Below are 21,682 nucleotides of genomic sequence, written 5' to 3' on the forward strand. Positions count from 1 at the left end.
CCCATAAACGCAAGCTGGCCCGGTGATTTGCGCCGCTTGCCGATATTACTCCGAAGGACGAGATAAGTGAGCGGCGAACGCTACAATCCGCGCGAGATGGAACCGAAGTGGCAGAAGGTCTGGGACGATGCCCAGAGCTTTGTCGCCTCCAATGACGACACGCGCGAGCCCTACTACGTCCTCGAGATGTTCCCCTACCCGTCTGGCCGCATCCACATGGGCCACGTGCGCAACTATTCCATGGGCGACGTGGTGGCCCGCTACCACCGCGCCAAGGGCAAGAATGTGCTCCATCCCATGGGTTGGGACGCCTTCGGCCTGCCCGCCGAGAACGCGGCCATCGAGCGCGGCCTCAATCCGGGCACCTGGACCCGCCAGAACATCGCCTCGATGAAGGCCCAGCTCAAATCCATGGGCCTGGCCATCGACTGGACCCGCGAAATCGCCACCTGCGAGCCAGAATATTACCAGCATCAGCAGTCGATGTTCATCGACATGCTGGCGGCCGGCCTCATCACGCGCAAGAAGTCCAAGGTTAACTGGGACCCGGTCGACATGACCGTCTTGGCCAACGAACAGGTGATCGACGGCAAGGGCTGGCGCTCGGGCGCCGTCGTCGAGCAGCGCGAGCTGACGCAGTGGTTCTTCAAGATCTCCGACATGGCCGAGGAGCTGCTGCAGGGACTGGACGGACTGACCGACTGGCCGGAAAAAGTCCGCGTCATGCAGCGCAACTGGATCGGCAAGTCTGAAGGCCTGCGCCTGCGGTTCGAGCTGGTTCCGAGCGATGCCACCGCAGCGACCAGCGTGGAAGTGTTCACGACGCGGCCGGATACCATCTTTGGCGCGTCGTTCCTGGCGCTGTCGGCAGACCACCCGCTGATATCAGAACTGGCCGCGAACAACCCGGAACTGGCCGAATTCGTCGCCGAAAGCCGCCGCATCGGCACGTCGACCGAAGCCATCGAGACCGCGGAAAAGCGTGGCTATCGCACGGCGTTGACCGTGAAGCATCCCGCCATCGACAGTGCGGTGCTGCCGGTCTATGTCGCCAACTTCGTGCTGATGGACTACGGCACCGGCGCCATCTTCGGTTGCCCGGCGCATGATCAGCGCGACCTCGACTTCGCGCGCAAATATGACCTGCCGGTCAAGCCCGTCGTGTTGCCCACTGGCGGCGACGCCGCCAGCTTTGCCGTGGATGATGTTGCCTATACCGACGCTGGTTCGATCTACAATTCCGGCTTCCTTGATGGCCTCTCCATCGACGACGCCAAGAAGGCGGCCGCTGCCCATTTCGCCGCGCGGACGGTTGATGGCCAACCGCAGGGCAAGGTCGAGGTGAACTATCGCCTGCGCGATTGGGGCCTGTCCCGCCAGCGCTATTGGGGCGCGCCCATCCCGATCATCCACTGCGAGGTCTGCGGCACCATTCCAGTGCCCAAGAAGGACCTGCCGGTGGTGCTGCCCGACGATGTGAGCTTCGACAAACCCGGCAATGCGCTCGACCACCACCCGACCTGGAAGCATGTGAACTGCCCGCAATGCGGCGCTTCGGCGCGACGCGAGACGGACACCATGGACACCTTCGTCGATTCGTCGTGGTACTTCGCTCGCTTCACCGCACCCCATGCCGATACGCCGACCGTGCCCGAGATCGCCAATCGCTGGCTGCCGGTCGATCAGTATATCGGCGGCGTCGAGCACGCGATCCTGCATCTGCTCTATTCGCGCTACTTCACCCGCGCCATGAAGGCGACCGGCCATGTCGGGATGGATGAGCCCTTCAAGGGCCTGTTCACCCAGGGCATGGTGACCCACGAGACCTACAAGTCGCCCACTGGCGAATGGGTCGCGCCGGTCGACATCGTGGTCGAGACCTTCGGGGAAGGCCGCCGCGCCAAGCATCTGAAGTCGGGCGAACCTATAACAATTGGCTCGATCGAGAAGATGAGCAAGTCCAAGCGGAACGTGGTCGATCCCGACGAGATCGTCGCCACCTATGGCGCCGATACCGCGCGCTGGTTCATGCTGTCGGACTCGCCGCCGGAACGCGACGTGCAGTGGACCGAAGCCGGCGTTGAGGGCGCCAGCCGCTTCCAGCAGCGCGTTTGGCGCCTGGTTGGCGAAACGATCGATATTGTAAAACAATCTTCTGAGACTGTTCGAACTTCGGACGACGACGAAGCTCTGGGCCTGCGCAAGATCGCCCATCGAGCGGTCCACAATGTCGCCGGCGATATCGAGGGCCTGCGCTTCAATCGCGCTGTGGCGCAGATTTATGAGCTGACCAATGCGCTGGTGCGTTCGGCCGGTCTGGTTGCCGCCGCTCCGGCGGCGCGGATCGATGCGCTGGAGCAGGGCGTGAGCCACCTGATCCAGTTGATCGCCCCGATGATGCCGCATCTGGCCGAAACCTGCTGGGAAGCCATGGGCAAGACCGGGCTGGTGGCCGACGCGCCCTGGCCCGACGTCGATCCAGCGCTGCTGGTCGACGACACTGTGACCCTGCCGATCCAGGTCAACGGCAAGCGTCGCGGCGAAATAACGGTGGCCAAGGGGCTGCCCGCAGCGGAAGTGGAGAGCAAAGTCTTGTCTCTGGACGAGATTGTCCGCATTCTGGACGGCAAGGCACCCAAGAAGATCGTCATCGTCCCGGACAGGATCGTCAATGTCGTGGTCTAAGCCACTCCGCAGTATGGTGTTCGCCGGGCTCGCTCTGGGCCTGGCGACGTCGCTGGGCGCCTGCAGCTTCGCGCCGGTCTATACTGGTCCGCTGGCCAGCCAGCCGATGCTCAATCTGGCCTATGCCAAGCCCAATAGCCGCCTCGAACAGGTAGTCTACCAGGAACTCGCGCTTCGCTTCGGGTCTTCGGACGCGGCAACGGCGCCGCTGGCCACGGTCAGCGTATCGTCTTCGGCTGCCGATACCATGTTGTCGGCCACCGCCAACCCGTCGAAGGCTATCGAGGTAACCGTGACGGCCACGCTGACCATTACGGCACGTGATGGCAGCACGGCGCCGGCACAGAGCTTCACGCGCATGGCCACCGCCAGCTATACGCGCAATGGACAAGTGCTCGCTGACAATGCAGCCGCAACCGAGGCGGCCGAGCGCGCTGCCAAGGCGGCCGCCGAATCGCTCCGCCTGGCAGTCTTGGCTGGCCTCAGCCGCTGATGACGGCGCTCAAGGCCCATGAAGTGGCCCGTTTCCTGGCACGCCCGGACATTTCCGAGGGAATTTTCCTCGCTTATGGCCCCGATACAGGCCTCGTGCGCGAAACCGCCCAACGCCTGATTCGTGAGTTGAGCGGCGACGATCCGGAGGCAGCCAGCATTGTGACGCTGGATGGTGCTGAAGTCGACGCCGACCCATCGATCCTCGCGGTCGAGGCCAAGACCATGTCGCTGTTTGGCGGCAAGCGCATCGTGCGGGTGCGCGGCGCCGGCAAGAGCCTGGTGATGACGCTGACCGAGTTGCGCGACGACCCCGGCGGCGCGGCGATCGTGCTTGAGGCCGGCAACCTGCCACCCAAGGACGCCTTGCGCGCGCTGGTCGAGGCCGCTCGTAACGGCCGCGCCCTGCCCTGCTACCCTGATAGCGACGAGGCACTGCAGGCGCTGATTCGCGAGACGTTCAACCAACAAGGCATTCGCGTCGATGCCGACGTCATCACCACCTTGCGCGAAATCCTCGGCAATGACCGCGAAATTACGCGTCGGGAACTGGAAAAGCTCTGCCTCTACGCGGCCGCGAGCAAGGTTTTGACGCGCGACGACGTGCTGCTGCTGTGTGCCGACAATGGCATGCTGGTGATTGACGCCATTTTGGATGCGGCTGGCGGCGGCCACGCCGAGAAGCTGGAGCTTGCGCTCAATCGGGCGCTGTCATCGGCAGTCGACCCACAACGCCTGCTCGCAATGACCACCATTCATTTCGCCAACCTGCGCCGCTGGCGCAGCGAGGTCGATACGGGCAAGTCGCCCCGCCTGGTGCTGGAGAATCTACGTCCCAAGCCGCACTTCTCGCGGGTTTCCGCACTGGAGCAGCAGTTGCGCCTGTGGTCAGACACTGCCCTCAGCACGGCCAGCGAGCGCATCCTGCAGGCGACGTCTGACACCCGCCGCCGGCCGGGCATGGCCGAACCGACGCTGCGGCGCACTCTATTGGCCATCTGCATGATGGCCGCCGCCCACTAGCAACGCCGACGTTTCACGTGAAACGCTTCTAGTTGCGGTGGCCGGTCAGTTTGAGGCAGAGGCTGTCGAGCTGCTCCAGCGTCTTGTAGCGAATCTCGAGCTTGCCCCCACGCTCGCCATGCGCCAGCGACACCGACAGGCCCAGTGCGTCCGACAGGCGGCGTTCCAGCGCGACGGTGTCAGGATCCCGGTCGCCTGAGGCCTCGCTCGGCTTCTTCTTGCCTGATATCTCGCGCTGCTGGCTCAGGGCCTCGGCGTCACGCACCGAAAGTCCGCCGCTGACGATCTGCCGCGCCAGGGTGGCTGGATCTTCGGCAGTGATCAGCGTCCGCGCGTGACCAGCCGTCAATGTTCCGCTGGCCACCATTTCCCGCACATCTTCCGGCAGGCGCAGGAGGCGCAATGTATTGGCGACATGCGAGCGGCTCTTGCCGATCACCTGCGCCAGGTCTTGCTGGGTGTACTCGAACTGCTCGATTAGCTGGCCATAACCCATTGCTTCTTCAAGCGGATTAAGATCGGCACGCTGCACATTTTCGATGATGGCGAGTTCGAGCGCTTCCTTGTCGTTGACGTCGCGCACGATGACCGGGACGTCATGCAGGCCCGCCTTCTGCGCAGCGCGCCAGCGGCGCTCGCCGGCAATGATCTCGAAGACGTTCGGATCATCGCTGGGACGGACCAGCAGCGGCTGCATCACACCCTTTTCGCGAATCGAATTGGTCAGCTCTTCGAGCTGATCGCTGTTGAAGGTGCGGCGGGGATTGGCCCGGTTGGCAATGATGAACTCGACCGGCAGGCGCTTGACGCCACCCGACTCGGTGACGCGGACGCCCTCGACCGTGGCCATATCGCCGATCAGCGCCGCGAGGCCGCGACCAAGACGAGTGGGTTTGTCGTTCATATCGGGCTCTCCTGGAGTGTTTTCAGCAAAAGTGGACTCCACTTTTGCGGTTCGAAAACACGACAATGTAAAAACGCATAGATCACCTCCGCTTGGTGATCTATGCCGCGTTGAGCTGCCGCTCGCGGCGGATCACTTCGGTGGCCAACCGCAGATAGGCCTGGCTGCCGGCGCTCTTGAGATCATAGAGCAGCGCCGGCTTGCCGTAGGACGGCGCTTCCGCAAGCCGCACATTGCGCGGAATGACCGTGTCATAGACCAGGTCACCCATTTCGCTGCGCACATCCTGCAACACCTGTTCGCTTAGGCTGTTGCGCTTGTCGAACATGGTGATGACCACGCCCTGGATGGAAAGGCGCGGATTGAGCGTCGATCGAATTTGTTCAATAGTTTGAAGCAGTTGGCTGAGTCCTTCCAGTGCGAAGAACTCGCACTGCATCGGCACGAGCACCGCATCGGCGGCCACCAGCGCGTTAATGGTCAACAGGTTCAGCGACGGCGGGCAGTCGATCAGAATGTAGCTGACCGGCTTCTCGTTGATACTGAGCTCGCCCAGCCGCTTGAACGCATTGCGCAGCTTGAAGGCGCGGTCGGCCTGGCCAGCAATAGTCAGCTCGACGCCGAGCAGGTCCATCGTGGACGGCACGATCGCCACATTGGGCACTGACGTCATGATGGCCGACTGGGCCACGGTCGCCTCGCCCACCAGCAGGTCATAGGACGAGACCTCACGGTTGGTGCGCGTGATGCCGAGGCCGGTCGAGGCATTGCCCTGCGGGTCGAGGTCGACGATCAGCACACGCTCGCCAATCGCGGCCAGAGCCGTGGCAAGATTGATGGCAGTCGTGGTTTTACCCACGCCACCCTTTTGGTTGGCCAGTGTCAGGATACGGGGCGCCACAACAGGCCTCCAACTCGTTCGTCGCTAACTAACTGATTTCACGCTCAAATTCGTGAGTGTGAGCAGGACACCGCTTCGATCAGTATCGCTCTCAGTTATTACCACGTCATAGTGCCAACGCGTAACCGTTTCCGCCAGTTCATCAACATGTTCCCGCCCTTTATGCAGGATCGCCCGGGTTTGCGGCTTGAAAAACGGTGCCATCCAGCTGCACAGCTGCGGTAATGAGGCCAGAGCCCGCGACGTGATGACATCAGGCGTCGGTGTTTCACGTGAATCAATCTGGTCACTGCGCCGGCCCTCGACTGTGACGAGAAGCCCGAGTTCCCGGGCGACAGTGCGCAAGAAACTGACCTTGCGGCCATTGGGCTCAACCAGGGTGAAATGCCGATTGGACCCCTTGAGCGCAATAGCCAGTGGCAGCGCTGGCAATCCGCCGCCGCTACCAAGGTCAAGAAAGCTTTGATCCGTGGGCCTCAGTAGCGGAAGAACCTGCAGGCTGTCGGCAAAATGCCGTGTCCAAACCTCATCCAGTGTTTCACGTGAAACAAGATTCTGCACCGCCTGCCACTTGCGCAGCAATTGAGCATAGGATTCCAGGTCACTCGCCACCTGGTCGAGTGGCCGAACGAAATGCGGGGCGTAGGGCGAAATGACCGATGTATCGGTCATCAACTGGCCTTGCGCAGATCATGGCGACGGATAACGGCCAGGAGGAGGGTGATCGCTGCCGGCGTCATGCCATCCATGGCTTGGGCTTGGGCAATCGTCTGCGGGCGCACCAGTTGAAGCTTCTGTCGGATCTCAGCAGAAAGACCGGAAAGCCCCGCATAATCAAGGCTATCGGGGATGGCGCGCTGTTCGTCGCGGCGCACCGCGTCGATGTCGTTCCGCTGCCGGTCGAGATAGACCGCATATTGCGCATCGACCACAAGCTGCTCCACAACCGGCGCCGCAATGCTGGCGATTTCCGGCCAGAGCCGGATCACGTCAACAGGCGTCACATCGGGATAGGACAGAAGCTCGAAGGCCGAGCGTATCTTGCCGTCTTCATTCACGGCGATGCCGGCGCGACGGGCAACCGTGGGCGATGCAGTCAGCGTGTTCAGCAGATCACGCCCACGACCCATGGCGTCGGCCTTGCGGCTGTAGATCTCGCGGCGTTGCTCCCCAACGAGCCCCGTCTCCATCCCAAGCGGCGTCAAGCGCTGGTCGGCGTTATCGGCACGCAGGTGCAGCCGGAACTCCGCACGGGACGTAAACATGCGATAGGGCTCGCTGACGCCGCGCGTCACCAGGTCGTCGACCATGACACCCAGATAGCTCTCGGTACGCGACAGCACCATGGGTGCGCGCCCCGACGCGGCGAGCGCCGCATTGGCACCGGCCAGCAAGCCCTGTGCGCCGGCCTCCTCATAACCGGTCGTGCCGTTGATCTGGCCAGCGAGATAGAGGCCTGGCTGGCGCTTGACTTCCAGCGTCAGCCGCAGCTCGCGCGGATCGACATAGTCATATTCGATGGCATAGCCGGGACGGACGATGCGGACATTTTCGAGTCCGGGCATGGAGCGCAGGAATGCCTCCTGCACATCCGCCGGCAACGATGTCGACAATCCGTTTGGATAGATGGTTGGGTCGTCAAGTCCTTCCGGCTCAAGGAAAATCTGGTGGCTGTCGCGATCGGCGAAGCGGACCACCTTGTCTTCGATGGAGGGACAATAGCGCGGGCCGCGGCTCTGGATGCGGCCGGAATACATGGCTGAGCGATGCAGGTTGTCCGAGATAATCCGGTGCGTCTCTGTGGTGGTACGAGTGATATGGCAGCTGACCTGCGGCGTGGTGATTTCTGCGGTCAGCGCCGAGAAGGCCTCTGGCGGCGTGTCACCCGGCTGCTCTTCCAGCACGGAGAAGTCGATGCTGGTCGCGTCCAGACGAGCTGGTGTCCCGGTCTTGAGACGGCCGAGCTGCAGGCCAAGGGCTTCAAGGCGCGTTGATAGACCCAGGACAGGCTTTTCGCCAACACGACCGGCGGGCGTGGTTTCTTCGCCGCGATGGATGAGCCCGCGTAGGAAGGTCCCAGTGGTCAGCACGACCGCCTTGGTGCCGACACGACGTCCGTCCAGCAGCACGACGCCGCTCACCATGCCATTGGTGACTTCGATATCGTCGACTTCACCCTCGATAACATCGAGCTGGGGTTGGGCGCTGATGGAGGCCTGCATAGCCTGGCGGTAGAGCTTCCGATCGGCCTGGGCGCGCGGTCCGCGCACCGCGGGGCCCTTGCGGCGATTGAGCACGCGGAACTGGATGCCGGCCTGGTCGGCGACACGACCCATCAATCCATCCAGCGCATCGATCTCGCGCACCAGGTGTCCCTTGCCGAGGCCGCCGATAGCGGGATTGCAGCTCATTTCGCCGATGGTGGCGAAGCGATGCGTTACCAGGGCTGTGGGAACACCAAGCCGTGCCGAAGCGGCAGCGGCTTCACAGCCGGCGTGACCACCTCCAACGATGATGACGGCATAGTCGCTCATGGAAATTTCTCCGAAGCGCCTCAATAGGCCAATGTTTCACGTGAATCAATTCACGCCGGATCTGCTGCCATTCGAGCATAGCTCTCATGGCCTTCTCGCCTCAAATCCCTCCACTGGAGCGATTTGCCTTCTAGGACGGCTCGAAGTTTCACGTGAATCATTTCCCGATGCAGAAACTCGCAAAGAGGCGATCCAGCACGCGCTCCGCGTCGAGCCGTCCAAGCATTCGCTCCAGCGCCTGCGAGGCCAATCGAAGGCTCTCCGCGGCGAGTTCAGGCACCTCCAGCTGCCGACGGGACATGGTGAGAGCATCGACAGCTGATGCCAGGGCCAGGCGGTCGCGCTCATGGCTGAGGAGGGACGGCTCACCCCCGACAAGCTGCTGACCGAGCCTCTCGATTGCGGCCAACAATTCGACAAGGCCCTGCCCTGTTGCGGCTGATACGGCAATATCGACGTCACATGCAGTGGCAAGGTCGCTCTTGGTTCCAACTCGGATGTCGGCGGCGGAGCGCTGGGTGGGGTCTACGTCCGCTATCTCAGGGGCGCTCAGCCACAATACAATGTCCGCCTGCTCGATAGCCAAACGGGCGCGACGAACGCCCTCGGCCTCGGCCTTACTGTCTGTTGCCCTTAACCCGGCCAGGTCGAGCAAGATGTAGAGCTGGCCGTTAATGTCGAGCGGTACTTCCCGAACATCGCGGGTGGTTCCGGCCTCATCGGTGACGATGGCGATATCGGACCTGGCCAAGGCATTGAGCAGGCTAGATTTTCCGGCATTTGGCGCACCGGCAAGTGCAACGCGGATGCCCTCGCGAACGATGCGACCATGCTCAACCGAGGCCAGTGCAGCGGCAATATCGGCGCTCAAGTCAGCGAGCTGCGTACCAAAGCTCGCCGGCAAAGCATCGGCGACGTCGCCTTCGTCTGAAAAGTCGAGCCGCGCTTCAATTTCGGCGCGCAGATCGAGAAGTTGATCGCGCCAGGCGTCGATGCGTTGGCTGACGCCGCCCTCGAATCGGGCAAGGGCCTGGCGTCGTTGGTTTTCGGTTTCGGCCTCGAGCAGATCGCCAAGACCTTCGATCTCGACCAGATCCAGTTTGCCGTTCTCAAAGGCCCGGCGGGTGAATTCACCTGCTTCGGCCAGCCGGGCGCCTTTGCCGGTGATGAGCTTGAGAATGGCACGGACCCCGGCTGGCGAGCCATGAACCTGCAGTTCGGCGCAGTCCTCACCGGTAAAGCTATGTGGTGCCGGAAACCAGGCGACCAAGCCGCGATCGAGCACGGATTCGCGCCCGATGGGTCGCAGCGTCAGTCGCCGCGGCTCGGGTATGGTTCCTGCAATATCGTTGAGGATGGCCGCTGTGTCAGGTCCAGAGAGGCGAATGACCGCCACGCCGGATGGCGGTGCCCCGGAGGACAGCGCCACGATTGTATCGCCCGACCGCATGAGCGGCTTAGGTGTTCATCGAGTCGAAGAAGTCGGAATTGGTCTTGGTCTGGCGGACCTTGTCGACCAGGAATTCCATGGCGTCGATTGTGCCCATCGGATTGAGGATGCGGCGCAGGACATACATCTTCTTGAGGATGTCGGCCTCGACTAGCAGTTCTTCCTTGCGGGTGCCGGACTTGGTGATATCCAGCGCTGGGAAGATGCGCTTGTCGGCGACCTTGCGGTCAAGGATGATTTCCGAGTTACCGGTGCCCTTAAACTCTTCGAAGATCACTTCGTCCATGCGCGAACCGGTATCGATCAGTGCAGTGGAGATGATGGTGAGCGAGCCGCCATCCTCGATATTGCGGGCGGCGCCGAAGAAGCGCTTCGGGCGCTGCAGGGCATTGGCGTCCACACCACCGGTCAGCACCTTGCCAGAGCTCGGAACGACGGTGTTGTAGGCACGGCCGAGGCGGGTGATCGAATCGAGCAGGATCACCACGTCGCGCTTGTGTTCGACCAGGCGCTTGGCCTTCTCGATCACCATCTCGGCGACCTGGACGTGGCGCGAGGCCGGCTCGTCGAAGGTCGAGGAGATGACCTCGCCGCGCACCGAGCGCTGCATATCGGTCACTTCTTCGGGCCGCTCGTCGATCAGCAGCACGATCAGATAGCATTCGGGGTGGTTGGTGGCGATCGACTGTGCAATATTCTGCAACAATACGGTCTTACCAGTACGCGGCGGCGCAACAATCAATGCGCGCTGGCCCTTGCCGAGTGGCGCCACCAGATCGAGCAGGCGCGCCGAGCGATCCTTGACGGTAGGATCGGGCAGCTCCATGCGGAGCCGTTCTTCGGGGTAGAGCGGGGTGAGATTGTCGAAGTTGACCTTGTGGCGAACCGCCTCGGGATCTTCGAAATTGATGGTGTTGACCTTGAGCAGCGCAAAATAGCGCTCGCCATCCTTGGGAGACCGGATCTGGCCTTCGACCGTGTCGCCGGTGCGGAGACCGAAGCGGCGAATCTGGGATGGGCTGACATAGATGTCGTCAGGGCCCGGAAGATAGTTTGCGTCCGGGGAGCGCAGGAAACCAAAACCGTCAGGCAGGACTTCAACGACGCCTTCGCCGGTAATGTCCACTTCCTGGGCGGCCAGTTCCTTGAGGATGGCAAACATCAATTCCTGTTTGCGCATGGTCGAGGCGTTCTCGACCTCGTGTTCTTCAGCGAACACCAGGAGTTCGGCCGGTGATTTGGCCTTGAGCTCGCTGAGCTTCATATTCTGCATGTAGCGGGAGACCCTATTGGGAAACTGTAATCGTCGTCTGAGGCGATATATTTGGGAGGGGTAGGCACCGCGCAGCGACCGGGGAGGTCAGCTCTAGATTGGGATGCGTTACGAGGCATGTAGCGCGAACCGGCGTTAGTTTCAAGGACGAAACCACCGCCGACTGCGCAGATTCACGTGAAACAGCCCCGTCAGAACGGTTTCACGATCACCGCTATGACGATGATGATGGCGATCACAAACGGTATCTCGTTGATGGCACGATAAAAAGTGTGTGGCCTGGTATTCTGGTCGTTCTGGAATTTGCGCATCAGCCCGCCATACCAGCCGTGGACGCCTGATAGTGCCAGCACCATCGCCGCCTTGAGCCACATCCAGCCCATCGAGAAATCAACGATGCCGAAGCCGAAGGCCAGCCACAGGCCGAAGATCCAGGTCGCGACCATCGCTGGCGTGATGATGCCGCGATAGAGCTTGCGCTCCATCACCTTGAAGGTCTCGGACTTGTCCGACCCCAGCTCGGATTGGGCGTGATAGACGAAGAGACGCGGCAGATACATCATCCCGGCCATCCAGGCGATGACCGAGATGACATGCAGCGCCTTGACCCATTCATACACGTCTCGAACTCCTCAACAGTCCGTCGGCACTAGCCGTTCTTCACCCGGTTGACCAGGCGGGCAACATGCTCGATCGGGGTTTCTGGCACGATGCCATGGCCCAGATTGAAGATGTGGGGCCGGTCGGCAAAGCTGGCAATGATCGCGTCTATTCGCGCATCCATCTGTGCGCCACCGGCCACTAGACGTAACGGATCGAGATTACCTTGCACCGGCAGATGCGGGGACAAGGTCCGGGCGAAGTCGAGCGGCGTGGCATAATCGAGGCCCAGCGCGTTGACGCCAGTCTCGGCAGCATAGCGCGCCAGATTGCCGGCCGCGCCGCGGGGAAAGCCGATGATCGGCGCATCGGGAATGCGCGCCCGCACACCTTCGACAATCCGGCGATTGGGTTCGATGACGTGGCTGGTAAAGGCGTCGTCGTCGAGATTGAGCGCCCAGCTTTCGAACAGCTGCACCACATCGGCGCCAGCTTCAAGCTGCGCCACCAGATAGTTGACGCTGGTTTGGACCAGCACATCGATCAGCGCCGTAAAGGCTTCCTGGTGGCGCAGGGCAAACAACCGCGCCGCCGCCTGATCCGTCGAGCCCCGACCGCCGATCATATAGGTCGCCACGGTCCAGGGAGAGCCACAGAAGCCGATCAGCGTCTGTGCCGGGGCGATGGCCGCCCGCAATCGCCGTACGGTCTCCAGGACCGGCGCGAGATGCTCCAGCGGATCCTTCTCCTTCCCCAGCCCGGAGATGCTTGCAACGCTCACCGGATCAAGGATGGGCCCCTCGCCGGTTTCGAAGCGAACCGATTGGCCCAGGGCATCGGGAATGACCAGGATGTCGGAGAACAGGATAGCTGCATCCAGATCGAAACGGCGCAGCGGCTGCAGCGAGACTTCGACGGCGAGATCTGGCGTGTAGCAGAGCTCGAGGAAGTTCTTCGCCTTGGTGCGGGTCTCGCGATATTCAGGCAGATAGCGACCCGCCTGGCGCATGATCCAGATCGGCGGTCGCTCCTGACGTTCGCCGAGCACCGTCGCGAGCAGAGGCTTGTGGGTCACGTTACCCTTCCCTTCCAAACCCCAAAAGAGTCTTTCTGACTTGGTATTTGTATTATCATGGCGGTGTTTTGAGCCAATTCACGGCCGTCCACAATCGCCCTCATGGCGGCACAACGGCGCAGGCATATGGTAAATGGAGCGTTAACGGCAGTGGGGACAGTCTCCGCCACTGGGTCAATCTGAATGGTTAACGAAGCCTTAACGAGGCGACTCCGGAGTCAACGATTCGGACTCGGCTGTGCAAAACCGCTTGGCGATGTCGTTATCGTCGCGAATGGTTTTCCCCAGACCTATCCATCGCCTGCCGCCTCTCTCCCGGCGAGTCCGACTGTTAATGATTTGGTAACCAAGTCGAACAAGTTTGGCATTCGGCAAAAGTCATGAGTCATTGTCACAGCTTGGGCTTGAGCTGTGGATGACAGTGTGGAAAACATCTCAGTCATGCTGATCCTCGCATCCAAGAGCAACACCCGTAAAGCCTTGCTGCAGCAGGCCGGACTGGCCTTTACCGCCGAGCCGGCCAGCATAGACGAGCGCGCGCTGGAAATCGCCGCGATCGACGCCGGTGGCGATGGGCGCGACGTTGCCCTGCTGCTGGCACAACGGAAGGCTGCAGCCGTCGCCTTCGCATATCCTGGCGCAATCATTATCGGTGCCGACCAGACTTTGAGTCTGGGTACCGAGCTTTTGCACAAGCCGGCAGATCGGGCGGCAGCTGTGGTGCAGCTCGATCGCCTGCGCGGCAAGACCCATAGGCTCCATGCCGCGGTGACGCTGGTGCGGGACGATCTGATGCTGTGGTCCGATGTCCAGACTGCCGAGCTGACGATGCGCGACTTTTCCGATGCCGAGCGCGACGAGGTGCTGGCGCGCGAGGGCGATGCTATCCTCGAAGCTGTTGGCGGCTATAGGCTCGAAGGCCCGTCCATCCGTCTGTTCGAGACCGTCATCGGCGACTATTTCACTATTCTGGGCCTGCCGCTGTTGCCGCTCCTGGCGGCTTTGCGCGACATCGCCCCCGAGACGCTCACGTGACCACCAAAGCCTTCGTTATTGGCCACCCCATCAACCATTCCCGCTCGCCGCTGATCCACGGCACCTGGCTGGCCGAACACGGCATTGATGGCAGCTACGAAGCGATCGACGTGACGCCTGACGAGCTACCGGCCTTCTTTGCGCGGCTACGGACGGGCGAGTTTGCCGGTGGCAACGTGACCATTCCCCATAAGGAAGCCGTGTTCGCGCTCTGCGACGAGGTCGATCCGCTGGCCCGGACCATCGGTGCGGTCAACACGCTGGTGGTGCGCGACGGCCAGGTGCTGGGCACCAACACTGACTATCTCGGGTTTCTGGGCAACCTCGATGCCGGTGCGCCCGGTTGGTCCGATGGCCCCAACGATGCCTTGATCATCGGCGCCGGCGGTGCGGCGCGGGCCGTGCTGGTGGCGCTGCGGCGGCGCGACGGCGGCAAGGTGCATGTGCTCAACCGCACGCTCGCCAACGCCCAGGCGCTGGTCGACGATATCGATGGTCCATTCGAAGCGCATGGTTTTGATGCCTTCCCCGAACTGGCGCCGCGCATTGGCCTTGTGGTCAATACCAGCTCGATCGGCATGCATGGCAGCCGATTCGACTGGCTTGACCTGTCGCTATTGGACAAGGGAACACTGGTCACCGACATCGTCTATGCGCCGCTCGAAACGCCACTCTTGGCCGACGCCAAGGCCGCCGGCCTGCGCACGGTCGACGGCTTGGGTATGTTGCTGCATCAGGCTGTGCCGGGCTTTGAGGCCTGGTTCGGCGTAAGGCCAACCGTCACGGCGCAATTGCGGGCCTGCGTCGAAGCCACGCTGGGGCATTGAGCATGTGGCGCATCGGCATGACGGGCTCGATCGCGACAGGCAAGACCACCGTGCTCAAGGCCTTTGCCGACCTAGGGGTCCCGATCTTCTCGGCCGATGCGGCGGTGGCTGAACTCTATGCTGGCGAGGCCGTCGCGCCGGTCGAGGCCCTGTTTCCGGGCGTGGCCAGTGGCGGCGTCATCGACAAGGCGCTGCTGTCGCAGAAGCTCGCTGCCGACCCTGCCGGTTTCAAGCGCCTCGAGGCTGTCGTGCACCCGCTGGTGCGGGCCCGCATTGCCCGGTTCATGGATGAGGCCGAGGCCGCCGGGCATGCGCTGGCGGTGGTGGAAGTGCCGCTGCTGTTCGAAAGCGGCTATGACTATGGCTTCGATGCTATCGGCGTCACCTGGGTCGATGAGGCCATCCAGCGCCAGCGCGCCTTGGCTCGGCCGGGAATGAGCGGGGAAAAGCTTGATACCATCCTTGCCCGGCAGCTCCCGCAGGCGGAAAAGAAGGCTCGGGCCACCTATCTGTTCGATACCGGCATGCCACTGGCAAAGACGGTCGACATGGTCGCCGCGCTGGTCGCCAGCATCCGAGCCAAAGGGCCAAAGATTTGAATCGCGAGATCGTCCTCGATACCGAAACCACCGGCCTGTCGCCCGCCATGGGCGATCGGCTGGTTGAAATCGGCTGCGTGGAACTGATCAACCACATTCCATCCGGTCGCCACTACCACGTCTATATCAACCCGCAGCGCTCGATGCCCGAAGAAGCGTTCCGGGTGCACGGGCTGAGCGAAGACTTCCTCGCCGACAAGCCGCTGTTCAAGGCAGTGACTGCAGACTTTCTCGATTTCATCGGCGATGCGCCGCTGATCATCCACAATGCCGCCTTCGATATCGGCTTCCTCAATGCCGAACTGGAGCGCGCCGGGCATCGGCCGCTAGGCAACCCGGTCATCGATACAGTGATGCTGGCACGCGACAAGCATCCGGGCGCCCGCGTCAGCCTCGACGCCTTGTGCAAGCATTACGGCATCGACAATTCGCGCCGCACCCTGCACGGCGCTTTGCTCGACAGCGAGATCCTGGCCGAGGTCTATCTCGAGCTCATCGGCGGCAAGCAGGTGAGCCTGGCGCTGATCGCCGAGACGCGGGTGTCGGGGGCCGATGCCATCGCGACCCGCATCGTGGCGGCCCGCCGTCCGGTACCGCTGCCGTCGCGGCTCCTGGCCGATGAATTTGCTGCGCATGAAAAGCTGGTGGCGACCTTGGGTCCTGAATCGATCTGGGCCAAGTATGCCGACGTCATGGGCGGCGGGGATAACGTCGCCGCGCAATGAAAAAGCCCCGGCGCATGTCCGGGGCTTTGTCTTATCAGACCTACTAGATCAGTTCGGCTTGTCGCTGCCCTCGCCCGTAGGGGCGACCAGCGGAGCGCCGCCCTGTTGCGCGGCAAGCTTGGCCAGGTTCTGGCGATAGATCGCGGCGAAATCGACCGGTTCCATCATCAGCGGCGGGAAACCGCCTTGCTGGGTGACGCTGGCGAGCACCTGGCGCGCGAACGGGAAGATCAGCCGTGGGCACTCGATCATCAGCAGCGCGCTGAGCTGGGCTTCGGGCACGTTCTTGAGGCGGAAGACGCCGCCATAGACCAGCTCGACGTTGAACAGCACCACGGCTTCGCGGTTGGCCTTGGCGTTGAGCGTCAGCTCGACGGCATAGATGTCGTCAGCCTGCTTCTTGACGCCGACCGAGATCGAGACGTTGAAGGCCGGATTGCCACCGCCTGCCATGATCGAGCCCGGCGCGCCCGGATTCTCGAAGGAGAGGTCGCGGATATACTGGCCAACCATATTCATCGAGGGTGCAGTGGCCTGGGCGGCTGCGCCGCCCTGGGTCTCGTCAGACATATTCGGATCCTTTGCCGAAAAAAGCGTTGGCGCTGGCTAACATCTTTGCCCTGAAGCCACAAGCGCGGCCCCGGTGGGACGGTTACTGCGGGCGATAGTCGTCTTCGTCCAGATCGATGGTGCCGGGTCCACCGACGCGCGGATCGTCCGGAGACGCCTGGCGGCGGTAGCTTGTCGTATCCACGACGGTGACCCGACTGGCCAACGTTGAATAAATCCAGCTCCGCACCGGCGGCACCAGCAAGGCCAAGGCTACGATATCGCTAAGAAATCCCGGCAGGACCAGGAAGATCGAGGCCAGGCCGATCATCATCGCATCGGCAATGGTCTTGCCCGGCATGCGACCGGAATTGACGTTGCTGCGCAACTGCGTCAGGACCGACAGGCCCTGCTGCCGCAGCAGCAATCCGCCCAACACGGCAGCGCCGATCACCAGCCCCAGAGTGGGGAACAGGCCGATCGTCTGGCCCACTTTGATGAAGATTGCGATCTCGATAATCGGCAACAGTATGAGGCCGAAGGCAAAATATCGTGCCAAGGTCAGGTTTCCTTCTCGCGGCAGGCGCGGCAAAACGCGTCTCGCCCCAACGTGAACTGGTTTTGGGGTGAGGCTTTCCCTATATATAGGTCAAATCGAACGCTCAACGAGCGTCCCAGCGACATTTGTCGACTATTAGCCGACGGTAAGGTGCATTGCCCAATGGAAGACTTTTTCGATCTGCCGACCCTCATCGTGATTGCCGTAGCGGTTTTCGTGCTGTTTCGTCTGCGCGGCGTGCTGGGGACGAGGACCGGCAATGAGCGGCCACCGGTCGAACGGCGCAAGCCCGCCGAGGCGGCCCAGGCCGAAGATACGGTCGTGCCACTGCGTCCGCGCGGCGCCGGCAACCCCGAGCTGAGCGACGATCTGCGCAATCGCAAGCTCGAAGCCGAGATCGAGCAATTCTCCAAGGGCAACCCGGAGCTGGCTGCCGGCTTCAAGACCGTCGCCGAGGCTGATCCGGGCTTCTCCCCCAAGAGCTTCCTCGATGGCGCCAAGCAGGCCTATGAGATGATCGTCACGGCTTTTGCCGAGGGCGATCGCCAGACGCTCAAGAACCTGCTCGAAAAGGACGTGTTCGAAGGTTTCCAACGCGCTATCGCTGATCGCGAAGCGGCGGGCCAGAAGATAGATTTCACCTTTGTTGGCCTGCCCAAGATCGAATTCTCCGATGCCGAATACGACAAGAAGAACGTGCTGGTCACCGTGCGTTTCCACGCCGAGGTGGTTTCGGCCACCCGGGACAAGGATGGCAATCTGGTCGATGGCAATGCCGATCAGGTGCAGACTATCGCGGACGAGTGGACGTTTGCGCGCAATCCCAAGTCGCGCGATCCGAACTGGAAGGTCGTGACCACCAGCCAGCTCGACTGACCGGCAAAGGCAGGCCTTCGGCGCATCAGCATGTCCAAGCGCGATCCCAAACGCCTGCCGCACGACTTCCACCTGTGGACGGCCGTCGCATCGACGATCGATCCGTTGCGGCGCAAGGGCCTGCTCAAAATGGGCAATGTGCCCTTGCCGCTGCCGGTTGAGGAACCGCCGTCGGTGGCGGTCACCAAGGCCCCGCCCAAGCGCCAGGCGCCGCGCAAACCCTTCCTGCCGCCCTACCAGGCGCCCCTCCCCTCCGCCAACCTGCCCGAACGCGCCGTCGATCCGGCGATTCGCAAGAAGGTGGGCCGCGGGCGTATCGAGATCGATGGACGGATCGACCTGCATGGCATGACACAGAACGAGGCGCGTTCTGCCCTCCATGGCTTCATCCATGCCCGGTTCAATCGGGGTGACCGCACCGTACTGGTCATCACGGGCAAGGGACTCAAGACCGACAATGACTATATCGCGGCCATGACCGAGCGCGGCGTGCTGCGCACCATGCTGCCGATCTGGCTCAACGAGCCAAGCCTGTCGCCGATGGTCTCGGGCTGGAGCGTGGCGGCGCGCGGTCATGGTGGTGAGGGGGCGTGGTATGTGCGCCTGCGACGGCTATGACCCCGCTTGGTGCAAAAATCCGCGAACTGCGCGAGGCGCGCGGTATCTCGCTCAAGGAGATGGCGGCGGCGCTCAACGTGTCGAGCGCCTACCTCTCTGCCCTCGAACACGGCAAGCGCGGCAAACCCACCGGCTTCCTGCTGCACCGCATGATCGCCTTCTTCAACGTCATCTGGGACGAGGCGGAGGAGCTGCAGCGGCTGGCCGAGATGAGCGACCCCAAGGTGACGATCGATACTGGCGGCTTGGCGCCTGAGGCCACCGAACTCAGCAACCGGCTGGCGGCCGATATCGGCAAGCTCGATGCCGAAGACCTCAAATTCCTGCTCAACGAAGTGGTTCGTCGGTCGGGCAAGCCACGCGCCTAGCCGCTGGCTAAGACCGGACGTAATCAAACTCGGTGTCATCCCGGCCTTGAGCCGGGATCCATCCTGAGATTGTGCCACCGCCGTCAGGTGGTTCGCAGGCCCATTGATGCCGATCGAAGAAATTGCAGGATGGGCCCCGGCTCAAGGCCGGGGTGACACGGTGGGTGGGTTGGGCCTTGGCTAGAGCACAAACTTGCTCAGGTCCTGGTCAGCCGCCAATACCCCCACCTTCTCCGCGACAAACGCGGCATCGATGGTGATGGTCTGGCCCTGCTTGTCCGGGGCTTCGAAGCTGATGTCTTCCACCAGCCGCTCCATCACGGTCTGCAGGCGGCGGGCGCCGATGTTTTCGACTGAGTTGTTGACCTTGACCGCCGCGTCGGCGATGGCCTCGATCGCGTCCTGGGTGAAATCGAGGGTCACGCCCTCGGTCCCCATCAGGGCGACATACTGCTTGATCAGGCTCGCCTCGGTGTCGTTGAGGATGCGGATAAAATCCTCGCGGGTCAGCGCCTTGAGCTCGACCCGGATCGGGAGCCGGCCCTGCAGTTCGGGCAAGAGGTCGCTTGGCTTGCTGACGTGGAAGGCGCCCGAGGCGATGAACAGGATATGGTCGGTCTTGACCGGGCCATGCTTGGTCGAAACCGTCGTGCCTTCGATCAGCGGCAGGAGGTCTCGTTGCACGCCTTCGCGCGACGGACCGCCCTGGGCACCGCCATCGCGCTGGGCGACCTTGTCGATCTCGTCGATGAAGACGATGCCGTGGTTCTCCACCAGCTCGATGGCCTCGGTCTTGAGCTGTTCCTGGTCGAGCAGCTTGTCGGCTTCCTCGGCGATCAGCGGCTCGTAGGCGTCCTTGACCTTGATCTTGCGCTTGACGCCGCGGCCGCCCATCGCCGACTTGAACATGTCACTGAGGTTGATCATGCCGATGCCGCCATTGGGCATGCCGGGGATTTCAAAACCGCCGGTATTGGGCGAGGGCTGCATCTCGATTTCGATCTCGCTGTCGTCCAGTTCGTTGGCGCGCAGCTTCTTGCGGAAGGAATCACGGGTCGAGGGCGCGGCCGACTGGCCGACCAGCGCGTCGAGCACACGGTTTTCCGCATTCTGGTGCGCCTGGGCCTGCACATCGGCGCGGCGCTTGTCGCGCAGCAGGGCAATGCCGGCCTCCACCAGGTCGCGGATGATCTGTTCGACATCGCGGCCGACATAGCCCACTTCGGTGAATTTGGTGGCTTCCACCTTGATGAAGGGCGCTTGCGCCAGACGAGCAAGACGCCGGGCAATCTCGGTCTTGCCGACGCCGGTTGGCCCGATCATCAGGATATTCTTGGGCGTCACCTCGCGGCGCATTTCGGGGCCGAGCTGCTGGCGGCGCCAGCGATTGCGCAAAGCCACGGCCACAGCGCGCTTGGCGTCATGCTGGCCGACAATATTGCGGTCGAGCTCGGAAACGATCTCGCGCGGGGAAAAATTGGTCTCAGTCATCTTCTTGTCTTTCCTGGTGCCTCATCGAGGAAGCGCACCATCATGTGTTCGTCGATATATCGACCGTTCACGAGGAGGCAGCGGGGGTCGGTGCCATAGGTTTTGAACCCCGCCTTTTCGTAGAGCCGGATAGCCGGCGCATTGTGGGCACCGACCATCAGATGGACCTGGATCACATGCGCACGAGCATGTTCGGCAACCGCCTCGAGCAAGGCGAGGGCCGCGCCGGTACCGCGCAGAGCAGGCTTGAGATAGACCTGCATCACCCAACCGCGGTGCCGTTCCCGCTCGCCATCATCGATAGCGAAGGCGGCTATGCCAGCCAGATCGCCGCTATCGGTGATGACACCGAAATAGGTCAGGTTGGTCAACTGCGTGACCAGCGTCTCATCGGTTCGCGCCGAGAATGCCTCCGGGGAGGTGCCGTAGGATTCTGGGTGGTTGATCAGCGCCTCGAGGCGCGTGGCGCGATAGGCGTCGACGTCATTGCGGGTCAGCCGGCGGATCGAATAGCTCACGCGTCGAGCTCGATGGTTTCGAGCGTGACATTGCCATTGGTGTAGACGCAGATCTCTTCGGCGATCTTCATGGCGCGGCGGGCAATGTCCTCGGCGTCGAGCTCGGTCGCCTGATGCAGGGCCAAAGCCGCCGAATGGGCATAGTTGCCGCCCGAGCCGATGGCGATGACGCCATGGTCTGGCGTCAGCACGTCGCCGGTGCCGGTCAGCACCAGCGTGTCGGTCTTGTCGGCCACGATCATCATGGCTTCGAGCTTGCGCAGGTAGCGATCGGTGCGCCAGTCCTTGGCCAGCTCGACGGCGGCCCGCATCAGCTGGTCGGGATACTGTTCAAGTTTTGCTTCGAGGCGTTCGAAGAGGGTGAAGGCGTCGGCGGTCGAACCGGCAAAGCCGCCAATCACCTTGCCGCCCGCGAGGCGCCGAACCTTCTTGGCGGTGTGCTTCATCACGGTGGGGCCCATGGACACCTGGCCATCGCCGGCCACCACGACCTTGTTGCCCTTGCGCACGGAGACGATCGTCGTCCCGTGCCACAAGGGGAAATTGCTGTCACTCATTGGGGGAGATACTCCAGAACTGT

The 21,682-nt window shown here is 62.5% G+C and carries 23 protein-coding genes; 10 read left to right on the forward strand and 13 right to left on the reverse strand.

The annotated features are described in order from the left end of the window. Nucleotides 1-66 precede the first annotated feature (66 nt). From leuS to holA, 3 genes are read left to right on the forward strand one after another with little or no spacing between them, the layout of a single operon-like run. A complete protein-coding gene (gene leuS / locus IM737_RS12865) occupies nucleotides 67-2,685 on the forward strand; it encodes a leucine--tRNA ligase (RefSeq protein WP_236894334.1) in 2,619 nt (872 codons plus the stop codon). Continuing rightward, the gene (locus tag IM737_RS12870) at nucleotides 2,672-3,178 is read left to right on the forward strand and encodes a hypothetical protein (RefSeq protein WP_236894335.1); all 507 of its coding nucleotides are present in this window, start codon (nucleotides 2,672-2,674) and stop codon (nucleotides 3,176-3,178) included. Before leuS ends, IM737_RS12870 begins: the two co-directional genes overlap by 14 nt. Then, entirely contained in the window at nucleotides 3,178-4,200 is a 1,023-nt protein-coding gene (gene holA, locus IM737_RS12875) for a DNA polymerase III subunit delta (RefSeq protein WP_236894336.1), read from the forward strand. The genes IM737_RS12870 and holA overlap by 1 nt, the downstream gene beginning before the upstream one ends. A gap of 28 nt (nucleotides 4,201-4,228) precedes the next feature. On the opposite strand, the gene IM737_RS12880 is transcribed toward holA, so the two are convergent. From IM737_RS12880 to hemE, 8 genes are all read right to left on the reverse strand, one after another. Then, nucleotides 4,229-5,104 carry a ParB/RepB/Spo0J family partition protein gene (locus IM737_RS12880; RefSeq protein ID WP_236894337.1) on the reverse strand — a complete coding sequence of 292 codons (876 nt, stop codon included), beginning with the start codon at nucleotides 5,102-5,104 and terminating at the stop codon, nucleotides 4,229-4,231. Between the two features lie 100 nt (nucleotides 5,105-5,204). Then, on the reverse strand, nucleotides 5,205-6,005 hold the full coding sequence (locus IM737_RS12885; RefSeq protein WP_236894338.1) for a ParA family protein: 801 nt from the start codon (nucleotides 6,003-6,005) through the stop codon (nucleotides 5,205-5,207). A gap of 24 nt (nucleotides 6,006-6,029) precedes the next feature. Next, the gene (rsmG, locus tag IM737_RS12890; RefSeq protein WP_236894339.1) at nucleotides 6,030-6,677 is read right to left on the reverse strand and encodes a 16S rRNA (guanine(527)-N(7))-methyltransferase RsmG; all 648 of its coding nucleotides are present in this window, start codon (nucleotides 6,675-6,677) and stop codon (nucleotides 6,030-6,032) included. Continuing rightward, nucleotides 6,677-8,539 carry a tRNA uridine-5-carboxymethylaminomethyl(34) synthesis enzyme MnmG gene (gene mnmG / locus IM737_RS12895; RefSeq protein WP_236894340.1) on the reverse strand — a complete coding sequence of 621 codons (1,863 nt, stop codon included), beginning with the start codon at nucleotides 8,537-8,539 and terminating at the stop codon, nucleotides 6,677-6,679. Before mnmG ends, rsmG begins: the two co-directional genes overlap by 1 nt. A gap of 157 nt (nucleotides 8,540-8,696) precedes the next feature. Then, complete coding sequence (gene mnmE, locus IM737_RS12900; RefSeq protein ID WP_442874128.1) at nucleotides 8,697-9,968, reverse strand: tRNA uridine-5-carboxymethylaminomethyl(34) synthesis GTPase MnmE; 1,272 nt, start codon at nucleotides 9,966-9,968, stop codon at nucleotides 8,697-8,699. Nucleotides 9,969-9,996: 28 nt separating this feature from the next. Next, nucleotides 9,997-11,262, reverse strand: a complete 1,266-nt coding sequence (gene rho / locus IM737_RS12905) for a transcription termination factor Rho (protein WP_236894343.1) — start codon at nucleotides 11,260-11,262, stop codon at nucleotides 9,997-9,999. Between the two features lie 191 nt (nucleotides 11,263-11,453). Then, nucleotides 11,454-11,882 carry a protoporphyrinogen oxidase HemJ gene (gene hemJ, locus IM737_RS12910; RefSeq protein WP_236894344.1) on the reverse strand — a complete coding sequence of 143 codons (429 nt, stop codon included), beginning with the start codon at nucleotides 11,880-11,882 and terminating at the stop codon, nucleotides 11,454-11,456. Between the two features lie 29 nt (nucleotides 11,883-11,911). Beyond that, nucleotides 11,912-12,937, reverse strand: coding sequence for a uroporphyrinogen decarboxylase (hemE, locus tag IM737_RS12915; RefSeq protein WP_236894346.1), 1,026 nt, complete (start codon nucleotides 12,935-12,937; stop codon nucleotides 11,912-11,914). 432 nt (nucleotides 12,938-13,369) lie between these two features. On the opposite strand from hemE, the gene IM737_RS12920 reads away from it, so the two are divergent. The 4 genes from IM737_RS12920 to dnaQ are packed head-to-tail and all read left to right on the forward strand — an operon-like array spanning nucleotide 13,370 to nucleotide 16,123. Next, nucleotides 13,370-13,972 (forward strand): Maf family protein, encoded by a 603-nt coding sequence (locus tag IM737_RS12920; RefSeq protein WP_236899917.1) that lies wholly within the window; start codon nucleotides 13,370-13,372, stop codon nucleotides 13,970-13,972. Continuing rightward, entirely contained in the window at nucleotides 13,969-14,799 is an 831-nt protein-coding gene (locus IM737_RS12925; RefSeq protein WP_236894347.1) for a shikimate dehydrogenase, read from the forward strand. The genes IM737_RS12920 and IM737_RS12925 overlap by 4 nt, the downstream gene beginning before the upstream one ends. Nucleotides 14,800-14,801: 2 nt before the next feature. Continuing rightward, entirely contained in the window at nucleotides 14,802-15,398 is a 597-nt protein-coding gene (gene coaE / locus IM737_RS12930; protein WP_236894350.1) for a dephospho-CoA kinase, read from the forward strand. A 47-nt stretch (nucleotides 15,399-15,445) separates the two neighbouring features. After that, nucleotides 15,446-16,123, forward strand: a complete 678-nt coding sequence (gene dnaQ / locus IM737_RS12935) for a DNA polymerase III subunit epsilon (RefSeq protein ID WP_236899918.1) — start codon at nucleotides 15,446-15,448, stop codon at nucleotides 16,121-16,123. 48 nt (nucleotides 16,124-16,171) lie between these two features. Here dnaQ and secB read toward each other — a convergent pair whose 3' ends face one another. Both secB and IM737_RS12945 read right to left on the reverse strand, forming a co-directional pair. Beyond that, nucleotides 16,172-16,693, reverse strand: a complete 522-nt coding sequence (gene secB, locus IM737_RS12940) for a protein-export chaperone SecB (protein ID WP_236894351.1) — start codon at nucleotides 16,691-16,693, stop codon at nucleotides 16,172-16,174. 82 nt (nucleotides 16,694-16,775) lie between these two features. Next, entirely contained in the window at nucleotides 16,776-17,231 is a 456-nt protein-coding gene (locus IM737_RS12945) for an FxsA family protein (RefSeq protein WP_236894358.1), read from the reverse strand. 162 nt (nucleotides 17,232-17,393) lie between these two features. Between IM737_RS12945 and IM737_RS12950 the strand changes: the two genes are divergently transcribed. The 3 genes from IM737_RS12950 to IM737_RS12960 are packed head-to-tail and all read left to right on the forward strand — an operon-like array spanning nucleotide 17,394 to nucleotide 19,093. Continuing rightward, entirely contained in the window at nucleotides 17,394-18,107 is a 714-nt protein-coding gene (locus tag IM737_RS12950) for a Tim44/TimA family putative adaptor protein (protein ID WP_236894359.1), read from the forward strand. 30 nt (nucleotides 18,108-18,137) lie between these two features. Beyond that, nucleotides 18,138-18,725, forward strand: coding sequence for a Smr/MutS family protein (locus IM737_RS12955; RefSeq protein ID WP_236894361.1), 588 nt, complete (start codon nucleotides 18,138-18,140; stop codon nucleotides 18,723-18,725). After that, nucleotides 18,722-19,093, forward strand: coding sequence for a helix-turn-helix domain-containing protein (locus IM737_RS12960; protein WP_236894362.1), 372 nt, complete (start codon nucleotides 18,722-18,724; stop codon nucleotides 19,091-19,093). The genes IM737_RS12955 and IM737_RS12960 overlap by 4 nt, the downstream gene beginning before the upstream one ends. Nucleotides 19,094-19,273: 180 nt before the next feature. Here IM737_RS12960 and hslU read toward each other — a convergent pair whose 3' ends face one another. Genes hslU through hslV form a run of 3 tightly spaced genes read right to left on the reverse strand, consistent with a single transcriptional unit; the run spans nucleotide 19,274 to nucleotide 21,659 of the window. After that, nucleotides 19,274-20,584 (reverse strand): ATP-dependent protease ATPase subunit HslU, encoded by a 1,311-nt coding sequence (hslU, locus tag IM737_RS12965; protein ID WP_236894364.1) that lies wholly within the window; start codon nucleotides 20,582-20,584, stop codon nucleotides 19,274-19,276. Next, on the reverse strand, nucleotides 20,581-21,102 hold the full coding sequence (locus IM737_RS12970; protein WP_236894365.1) for a GNAT family N-acetyltransferase: 522 nt from the start codon (nucleotides 21,100-21,102) through the stop codon (nucleotides 20,581-20,583). Before IM737_RS12970 ends, hslU begins: the two co-directional genes overlap by 4 nt. Next, nucleotides 21,099-21,659, reverse strand: a complete 561-nt coding sequence (gene hslV / locus IM737_RS12975) for an ATP-dependent protease subunit HslV (protein ID WP_236894367.1) — start codon at nucleotides 21,657-21,659, stop codon at nucleotides 21,099-21,101. Before hslV ends, IM737_RS12970 begins: the two co-directional genes overlap by 4 nt. Between the last annotated feature and the right edge of the window lie 23 nt (nucleotides 21,660-21,682).

Origin of the sequence: Devosia sp. SL43 (genome assembly GCF_021729885.1) — a bacterium.
GTDB lineage: Bacteria > Pseudomonadota > Alphaproteobacteria > Rhizobiales > Devosiaceae > Devosia.

Bases quoted from the DNA above. Each gene is read 5' to 3' on its own strand.
- IM737_RS12870 (WP_236894335.1), top strand. From the start codon at position 2,672: ATGTCGTGGTCTAAGCCACTCCGCAGTATGGTGTTCGCCGGGCTCGCT.
- holA (WP_236894336.1), top strand. From the start codon at position 3,178: ATGACGGCGCTCAAGGCCCATGAAGTGGCCCGTTTCCTGGCACGCCCG.
- IM737_RS12880 (WP_236894337.1), bottom strand. From the start codon at position 5,104: ATGAACGACAAACCCACTCGTCTTGGTCGCGGCCTCGCGGCGCTGATC.
- rsmG (WP_236894339.1), bottom strand. From the start codon at position 6,677: ATGACCGATACATCGGTCATTTCGCCCTACGCCCCGCATTTCGTTCGG.
- mnmG (WP_236894340.1), bottom strand. From the start codon at position 8,539: ATGAGCGACTATGCCGTCATCATCGTTGGAGGTGGTCACGCCGGCTGT.
- rho (WP_236894343.1), bottom strand. From the start codon at position 11,262: ATGCAGAATATGAAGCTCAGCGAGCTCAAGGCCAAATCACCGGCCGAA.
- coaE (WP_236894350.1), top strand. From the start codon at position 14,802: ATGTGGCGCATCGGCATGACGGGCTCGATCGCGACAGGCAAGACCACC.
- dnaQ (WP_236899918.1), top strand. From the start codon at position 15,446: ATGGGCGATCGGCTGGTTGAAATCGGCTGCGTGGAACTGATCAACCAC.
- secB (WP_236894351.1), bottom strand. From the start codon at position 16,693: ATGTCTGACGAGACCCAGGGCGGCGCAGCCGCCCAGGCCACTGCACCC.
- IM737_RS12950 (WP_236894359.1), top strand. From the start codon at position 17,394: ATGGAAGACTTTTTCGATCTGCCGACCCTCATCGTGATTGCCGTAGCG.
- IM737_RS12955 (WP_236894361.1), top strand. From the start codon at position 18,138: ATGTCCAAGCGCGATCCCAAACGCCTGCCGCACGACTTCCACCTGTGG.
- IM737_RS12960 (WP_236894362.1), top strand. From the start codon at position 18,722: ATGACCCCGCTTGGTGCAAAAATCCGCGAACTGCGCGAGGCGCGCGGT.
- hslU (WP_236894364.1), bottom strand. From the start codon at position 20,584: ATGACTGAGACCAATTTTTCCCCGCGCGAGATCGTTTCCGAGCTCGAC.
- hslV (WP_236894367.1), bottom strand. From the start codon at position 21,659: ATGAGTGACAGCAATTTCCCCTTGTGGCACGGGACGACGATCGTCTCC.